This window comes from Microcoleus sp. PH2017_35_SFW_U_B (assembly GCF_020737865.1).
Classification (GTDB): Bacteria; Cyanobacteriota; Cyanobacteriia; order Cyanobacteriales; family Microcoleaceae; genus Microcoleus.
Genome location: NZ_JAEQDE010000034.1, coordinates 134994 through 142860, shown reverse-complemented (window position 1 = coordinate 142860; position 7867 = coordinate 134994). Strand labels below are relative to the sequence as shown.

General features: G+C 46.9%; 7 protein-coding genes and 1 riboswitch. Of the genes, 2 read left to right on the top strand and 5 right to left on the bottom strand.

The features are described 5' to 3' along the window. Positions 1–525 (top strand): transposase (locus tag JGK36_RS09300; protein WP_293186725.1); only part of this gene is annotated, 525 nt, incomplete at its 5' end. Positions 526–936: 411 nt separating this feature from the next. On the opposite strand, the gene JGK36_RS09295 is transcribed toward JGK36_RS09300, so the two are convergent. The 5 genes from JGK36_RS09295 to JGK36_RS09275 form a co-directional block, all read right to left on the bottom strand. Continuing rightward, entirely contained in the window at positions 937–1647 is a 711-nt protein-coding gene (locus JGK36_RS09295) for a precorrin-2 C(20)-methyltransferase (protein WP_293186724.1), read from the bottom strand. Beyond that, a complete protein-coding gene (locus JGK36_RS09290; RefSeq protein ID WP_293186726.1) occupies positions 1644–2273 on the bottom strand; it encodes a precorrin-8X methylmutase in 630 nt (209 codons plus the stop codon). Before JGK36_RS09290 ends, JGK36_RS09295 begins: the two co-directional genes overlap by 4 nt. Positions 2274–2502: 229 nt before the next feature. Next, the gene (gene cobG, locus JGK36_RS09285) at positions 2503–3981 is read right to left on the bottom strand and encodes a precorrin-3B synthase (RefSeq protein WP_293186723.1); all 1479 of its coding nucleotides are present in this window, start codon (positions 3979–3981) and stop codon (positions 2503–2505) included. Positions 3982–4033: 52 nt separating this feature from the next. Then, positions 4034–4150, bottom strand: a riboswitch (cobalamin riboswitch). A 357-nt stretch (positions 4151–4507) separates the two neighbouring features. Continuing rightward, entirely contained in the window at positions 4508–5089 is a 582-nt protein-coding gene (locus JGK36_RS09280; protein ID WP_293186722.1) for a MerR family transcriptional regulator, read from the bottom strand. A 55-nt stretch (positions 5090–5144) separates the two neighbouring features. Continuing rightward, positions 5145–6014 carry a methyltransferase domain-containing protein gene (locus tag JGK36_RS09275; RefSeq protein ID WP_293186721.1) on the bottom strand — a complete coding sequence of 290 codons (870 nt, stop codon included), beginning with the start codon at positions 6012–6014 and terminating at the stop codon, positions 5145–5147. A 280-nt stretch (positions 6015–6294) separates the two neighbouring features. On the opposite strand from JGK36_RS09275, the gene JGK36_RS09270 reads away from it, so the two are divergent. Continuing rightward, positions 6295–7866: an NAD(P)H-quinone oxidoreductase subunit N gene (locus JGK36_RS09270; RefSeq protein ID WP_293186720.1), complete on the top strand. Its 1572-nt coding sequence runs from the start codon at positions 6295–6297 to the stop codon at positions 7864–7866. The last annotated feature ends 1 nt before the right edge of the window (position 7867 follow it).

The window sequence follows — 7867 nt, the reverse complement described above, 5'->3', positions numbered from 1 at the left end:
GCAAAACTGTCAGCCAGTTGTCGAAATGGGTACGTATTTTTAGACCGAATTAGTTGGGATAACTTCAACGAATCAGGAGACCTTAAAAGACAAGTAGAAACATTTAAACAATTCACCGGATTTTACCCTGAATCAATTCATGTAGATCGGATATATCGAACACAAGAAAATAGAGCTTGGTGCAAAGAACTCGGCATCAGAATGAGCGGTGTCCGTCTAGGAAGACCTCCCAAAAATCTGAGCAAATCAATGAAAAAACAAGCTCAATCAGACGAGAGAATTCGTAACTTAATTGAGGGGAAATTTGGAGAAGCTAAAAGAAGATTTAGCCTCGGTAGAGTGATGGCTAAACTTAATAATACTTCTGAAACAAGCATCGCAATAACTTTTCTGGTGATGAATCTTTCTGCCCTGCTACGGCAGGCTTTTTGGCTTTTTTTCGGTCTATTTCATAACAAAAACCTTTTTGGATGTTTTTTGGCTCCAATCATTGGTAAAAGCTATGTTTCGGCAGAAAAGAATTGACAAAACTTATATTGCCGAGGCGATCTCGAATTCACTTATCTTTCTAAATGCTGTTTTCTGACTTTTTCAGCAAGCCCTATTTATGCCCGGAGATCCCCCTCGCATCCCCCGCATCGTTGCGGGGACTTTAAGAGCTTCTTGTCCCACCCCCTACTCCCCTTTTTAAGGGGGGTTAGGGGGGATCTGTCTTAAGTGAACCGTATTGCGTTATAGGCGACTTGTCGCCCCGACAGTTAAATTACTAATTCATTATCTGAAATTTGGAGATGTTCCAATTCCCAATCAAAATCCCAGAAATCATTTTCGGCTCCAATCTCGCATTTTTTATCGTCTCATACCCTGATTCAGCAACGCCTTCAGGGTAATTATACTGTGTGATGCCCTAGGGTGCGGAATGTGGGTTGAATAAGGTCAAGATACAGACTTTTGCTGGCTGGGTATCATGACCAACGCCCAGTAGGGAACCTGGGCCGGATCGACATCGGCGATCGCCCGAATGGACTGATTCGGCATAGTTGCGCGTTCTATATATAGTGCGCGATCGAATTGTCCCAACTCAATCAGCACGTTTCGAACTTTCGCAAAGTGCCTCCCCAGCTTAATAATCACCGCAGCATCAACCAGCGCCAGTCGATCGCGCAAAACATCAGCGTCCAACGTCGCAGGCATAATACTTAACACATCGTTACGATAAGTCAGTGGCACTCCCAGGGCACTCGCACTCGCCATCGTCGAAGAAATTCCCGGCACAACTTCGGTTGTAAATTTGCCCGACAAACGGTTGAACAAATACATAAACGTGCCGTAGAGAAAAGGTTCGCCCTCGCACAAAACCGCCACATCCCGCCCTTCGCTGAGGTGGGCGGCAATTTTCTCGGCTGCAATATCGTAATACGGTTGAGACGATCGCGTGGGGCTAAAAGGCAGTGGCATCGGAATCTCAATTTGTTCTGGGCGCAAGTAATCTGCGACGATCGCGCGCGCGAGCACTTTACCATTTTCCATCGCCGGATACGCAATCACCGGCACCGATTGCAAAATCCGATAAGCTTTCAAAGTTATCAATTCCGGATCGCCAGGGCCGATGCCCAATCCGTACAATTTACCAGTAGTCTTAGTCATAGTTCGTCCTCTTTAGCTAACGCATTCACGGCTGCTGTTGCCATCGCACTGCCACCGCGCCGTCCGTGTAGCGCGATAAATGGCACTCCCCGACTGTTGGCAGCGAGTTCGGCTTTGGATTCGGCCGCCCCCACAAATCCTACCGGGAAACCCAGAATTAATGCCGGTTTCGGGGCTCCAGCATCCAGCATTTCCAGCAATCGGAATAAAGCAGTCGGGGCATTGCCGATCGCCACAACTGCACCATCTAACTTATCTAGCCACAAATCGAGTGCTGCTGCCGATCGAGTATTACCGATTTGCCGCGCCAACTGCGGTACATCGGGATTCCAGAGGGTGCAAATCACTGGATTGTCTGCGGGAAGCCTTTTGCGGGTGATGCCTTCGGCTATCATCCTGGCATCGCACAGAATTGGTGCGCCTGCTGCGAGGGCTTTGCGCCCGTGGGTGGCGGCAAGGGGGGAAGCTGCTAAGTCTTTAACGATGTCGATCATTCCGCAACTGTGAATTAGTCGCACTGCGACTGTTTCTAAGTCTGGCGGCAGGTTTGATAAGTCTGCTTCGGCGCGGATTGTGGCGAAGGATTTGGTGTAGATTTCTGTTCCGTCTCGGATGTAGTCAATCATTAAGATAATTGGGAATTGGGAATTGGGAATTGGGAATTGGGAATTGGGCATTGGGAATTGGTAATTGGGAGACTGTACTTAACTTTATTTAAAATTGTTAGGGGAAGTTTGTTTGATTTGTGGAATGGCTTTTTTTAATGAACCGCGAAGGCGCTTTAGGCGAAGCCGCGCGTCAGCGCTAGGGCGCGAAGTAAGAAAGAGAAGGGGAGATAATGACAGTTTGTCTGTTTTAATGATTTTCTGGGTTCAGTAATTTCTGCAATTTGTCGATCGCCCACCGATCGCAAAATTCACCTAATGACTCGCGAGGTTCTCGAAACCGCTGGTAGACGCGCAACATTCGCTCGATCGCACGAGGCATCTCGGCTACACTGACGGCTGGGAATATTTGCCGTCCAAAGGGCAAGTCTTTTGTACCTGCATAAATGTTGTAACCTGGGATTGTTTCGCCTTTCTGCTGAATCTGAATTCCTATTAAGGTGATATCTATTGGCTGGTGTTGGGCGCAGGATTTTTCGCATCCGCTGAAATGTATATTGATCGATCGGTCGATCGTCAGTTTTTGCGCTAAATCCCTCACCATTGCTAGGGCGTCACTTTGAGTATCTGTCGCTGCTGACGCACAGCCGCTGCTACCGGCGCACGCAACTAAGCAGGAATCTAGGCGAGTTGCAGATGAGTGCAATCCTAAATCGGCGATTTGCTGATTGACCTCGCAAACCTGGGAGTTGGGGATGTCAGAAATCAGCAGATTTTGCCACTGCGTAAGTCTCAGGGTGCTTCCGCCTAGATTTTGGGCTAAATTTGCCAAATTTCTCAGTTGCTTTGATTCTAGCTTGCCTAGGGGGAGTGCAATGCCGATGTAGGAGAAATCGGACTGTCGTTGACTGTGAATGCCGAGATTACCGTTGGGTGCGCTCGTGACAGGCAGGATGCCTGTTCCACAAGAGTTGTTGGATATGTCTTTTAGAAAAAGTTCGATCGCCTCTTGCCGCAATGCAAACGGCAAATTTTTCTCTACTTGTTCTAGATATTTTTCTGTACCCCAATCAGCGAGTAGATGACGCAAACGCGGTTTTTTACCATCAATTCGAGGCTGACTTTTTGTATATTCAAGATACGCGTTTGTTAAGCTTGCTAATACTAAAATACATTGCGATTCTTCGATTATAATTCCGGTCTCAACGCCGTTGAAATGCAGACCAAAAATAATTTTGGAATTTGTCAATCGCCTTTTTGCCACTAATAAAATATCATTGCGGAAATTCCGGATAGAAACTAATTCTCCGCCATCAAAGCCAATGCTGAATTTAGCGGAAAGTTCCGATAACTCAGGATGGGTTTGCAGGTAATTATCCCAAGCTGCAACTAGCGGGCGAGTATCCAGTAAGTTTTGGCGATCGATTCCTGCTGTCGGACTTGCCATTATATTGCGAATTTGGTCAACTTCAACGCGCCGAGACGCTAATCCCAATTCCTGTAAATCTTGCCAAACTTCTGAGGGAATTTCCGAGTGCAATTCTCGGATTTGTAAATTTGCCCGATTTGTGACTTGCAAACAGCCGATACTGTAGCGATCGACTAAATTGGCGATCGACCAACACTGCTGTACATTTAAAATTCCCCCCGGAATCCGCATCCTCGATAAAACGCCGTCTCGGGCTTGGGAACCGTAAAATAAGCCGGGACAAGTCGGTAAATCACTCAAAAGCAACAAATAATCTCCTTCCCCGTGCGACGCAGGGAACCTAAAAGTAAACGCGGCAAACGCGCCCTGAAATCGGCATTCTGACTCTCACAGTTGCGGCACAGCGCCGGAATTGCACCGGACTTTCCCGCTTTCAGGTTTAAGAAATATATCATAAGTCGATCGCCAGCAGCACAAAATCTCAAATTTCTTAACAAATGCCCGGTTATTTTGTATAGTTGCTAATACGAACTCGCCAGTACGGTATGAAAGGCTAAATATGCCAGTCATAGAAACCAGTATCGACAAAGCTTGGGGATTTTTAACTTATTTTTTTCATACCCTGATTAAGCAACGCCCAATTTTTTAGCCAGTTTCTGGAAACTCACTATGCTGATTGTTTCAAGGCTGCGATCGCTCTGCCGATATATTCAGACACGGCTGAATCAAGTGCACCCTGGGAGACAACCTCTACTCCTTCCTGTTGATACATATTGTTGAGCGATCGCGCAATTTCCGCATCACCGCCCGTGAACTCCTGAACCAGTTATAGCCAGCGTCGAGCCAAGACTTGCACCGATTCGTCAGCCGGATCTGTGCCGTTTTTCATTTGAGTCCGAACCTGTTCAATGAGTTTTTGCCAATCTGTTTGACTTTGCTGGATTCGTTCCTCTCCCAACAACTCCCGGCGTTGCTTGATGGTTTCCAATTGTTCAGGCGTGTAGTATTTTTCAAACATACAAATTGCCTCAATGGTGTGAATCAAATTTTCGACGGAAACCGATTGTGCCGATTGTAAACTGCTAGAAATCGACTCCAATCGGTTGAGCAATCGGTGAGACAAATCAATCTGTTCTTTCAGACGCGCTACATGGAGTTGAATGATTTGCTCTAGCGAGAAATTCCGCTGTTCCAAACATCCTCGGATTTCCTCTAAGGAAAAGCCGATTTGTCGCAGCGATACGATTTGCTGCAAGCGGATAATGTCATTATTCGCATACAGCCGATAGCCTGTTTCAGTCCGCCCCGACGGCGAGAGTAAACCAATTTCTTCGTAGTAATGCAGTGTCCGGACGGACACACCTGTTTGTTTTGCCAAATCGCCGACTTTCATCGCCAAGGGTGGCATACCTTTCCTCCTTTCGGTTCAGAGTCGATCGCGGAATGAATCAATCGTAAAACCCTCACGTGGCGTCAGTGTCAAGGGGTGAAGCGAAAAAATTTTCGGAGCTTGGGCGATCGCCTATATTAGATTTGCGGGCAATTACAAAAAATATTGTGACATCGTTCCAAAAGTCTTGTGCCCTTGAGACTGCATTTATTGCGGCAAAATAGTCTTGTTTGCATTGTTCCCATTGCTGGTATGACCATTGCACTCCCTGAAGTCCAAATGCGCTGTTTGCGTTGCCATTCCAAGCAGCTTCTGCATCTTGTAAGTCAAATCCAAATTGCTCGTTGGTAATTTCAATATTCTCAAACCCGATCGATCGCAAAATTTGGCAGCACTTCTCGTGCGTCCCCAGTAACTCGTTGGGATTGCGAATCGTAATGCCGTATCGCTGCACAACTTCCCGAAACAATATAGATGTAGTTGGAGAGGTTTCTGCCAGACAGGAAAACGCGAGAGTTCCGTCCGGTTTCAGAGCATTGTACCATTGACGGAGAGCTTGTGGAATACCTGTAAAATAGACGATCGCACTGGAACACAAAATTACATCAAATTGGTTGTCGGAAAATTCTTGTTCGTCGGCGTCTGCTTCGGCAAACTCGATATTCGCCAGCCCTAAACCTGCAACTTTCTGCCTCGCTTGCTGCAACATTCCCGCAGCAAAGTCAGTTCCCAAAACCCAGCCAAGAGCCCCAACAACCTGGGCCGCCGCAATCGCCGCTAAACCTGTGCCGGTAGCGATATCTAGAACTTGCTGGTGCGATCGCAATTTTGCCAATTCTACTAACCGAGTTGCAGCCCGTTTGTGAAATTCATTTTCGTAATCCGGGCGGTTGTTAAAGTCATTCAGAATCTGCTGTTTGTAGGCACTTAGCGAGTCAGTCATGTTGAGTAATTGGTTAAATTTTCTACACTCCTGGACGCAACAGGCAGAATATGGGAGTTAACGCTTAGGTATGTTGTTGCGCTTCAGCGCTCTTTAAATCTATATGAAAGAGCGCAAAGAGAGTAACTACGTACCTTGTATCAACTTATCTGGCAACAAACATCTCAAAACTGGGATCGCGAAGCTGTAATCAGCTACAATCCAGTTTGGTAAAGAATTTTTACGAGCTAACTGCCCATTACAGCCTTTTGGGCCTGTATTACCCAACGTGACTGAAAATATGGATTTTGCTACTCTTGCAGCCCAGCTAAACGCTGGAACTATCTTACCCGAGGGAATTGTCATCATCACCCTCTTGGTGGTTCTCGTCGGCGATTTAATCGTAGGCCGCAGTTCCTCGGCTTGGACTCCCTACGTTGCCGTTGCGGGTTTGCTAGCCGCCGTCGCTGCTTTGTGTTTGCAGTGGGATAACACTAACACTATCTCGTTTCTGGGCGGTTTTAACAGCGATGCCTTGAGTTTGGTGTTTCGCGGAATTATCGCTTTGACGGCGGCTGTCACTATTTTGATATCCGTGCGCTACGTACTGCAAACGGGTACTGCTTTAGCGGAATTTATCGGCATTTTGCTCACGGCTACTTTGGGGGGAATGTTCCTCAGTGGCGCCGATGAATTGGTGATGATTTTTATTTCGTTGGAAACTCTGAGTATCTCGTCTTATTTGCTGACGGGTTACACAAAACGCGATCCGCGTTCCAATGAAGCTGCTTTGAAATATTTGTTAATTGGTGCATCTTCTTCGGCGGTGTTTCTCTACGGTATTTCGCTGCTGTACGGATTGTCTGGCGGCCAAACTACTCTAAGTGCGATCGCAGCCAACCTTTCTACAGTTAATAACGGTGAATCTCTTGGTTTGGTGATTGCATTGATTTTTGCGATCGCCGGAATCGCCTTCAAAATCTCCGCAGTTCCTTTCCACCAATGGACTCCAGACGTTTACGAAGGTTCGCCCACACCAGTTGTTGCCTTCCTTTCCGTCGGTTCCAAAGCCGCCGGTTTTGCCCTAGCCATCCGGTTATTAACAAGTGCATTCCCCGCACTCACAGAACAGTGGCACTTCGTATTCACAGCCTTAGCCATACTCAGCATGGTGTTAGGCAATGTGGTGGCCCTCGCCCAGACTAGCATGAAGCGGCTTTTAGCTTATTCGTCGATCGCCCAAGCCGGATTTGTGATGATTGGTTTAGTCGCAGGAACCGAAGCCGGTTACTCCAGCATGATATTTTATATGTTGGTTTACCTGTTCATGAACCTAGGCGCTTTCGCCTGCATCATCCTCTTCTCCCTGCGGACAGGAACCGACCAAATCAGCGAATACTCCGGTTTGTATCAAAAAGACCCGCTGCTAACATTAGCCTTAAGTATTTGCCTGCTTTCCCTCGGTGGAATTCCGCCACTGGCTGGATTTTTCGGCAAAATTTATCTATTTTGGGCAGGCTGGCAAGCTGGACTTTACGGCTTAGTTATCCTGGCATTAATCACCAGCGTAGTTTCAATTTACTACTACATCCGCGTCGTCAAAATGATGGTAGTAAAAGAACCTCAAGAAATGTCAGACTCCGTGAAAAACTATCCGCCAGTTCGCTGGAACCTTCAGGGAATGCGGCCATTGCAGGTCAGCGTTGTACTCACCTTAGTTGCAACAACATTGGCAGGAATTTTATCGAACCCTTTGTTTAACTTAGCAAACGATTCTGTCACCAAAACTCCGATGCTGCAATCAGCATTGAGTCGGATTGTACCAGTTGCAACTACTAAAGTTGAATCAAATCTTGTGTCTCGCAACGATTAAT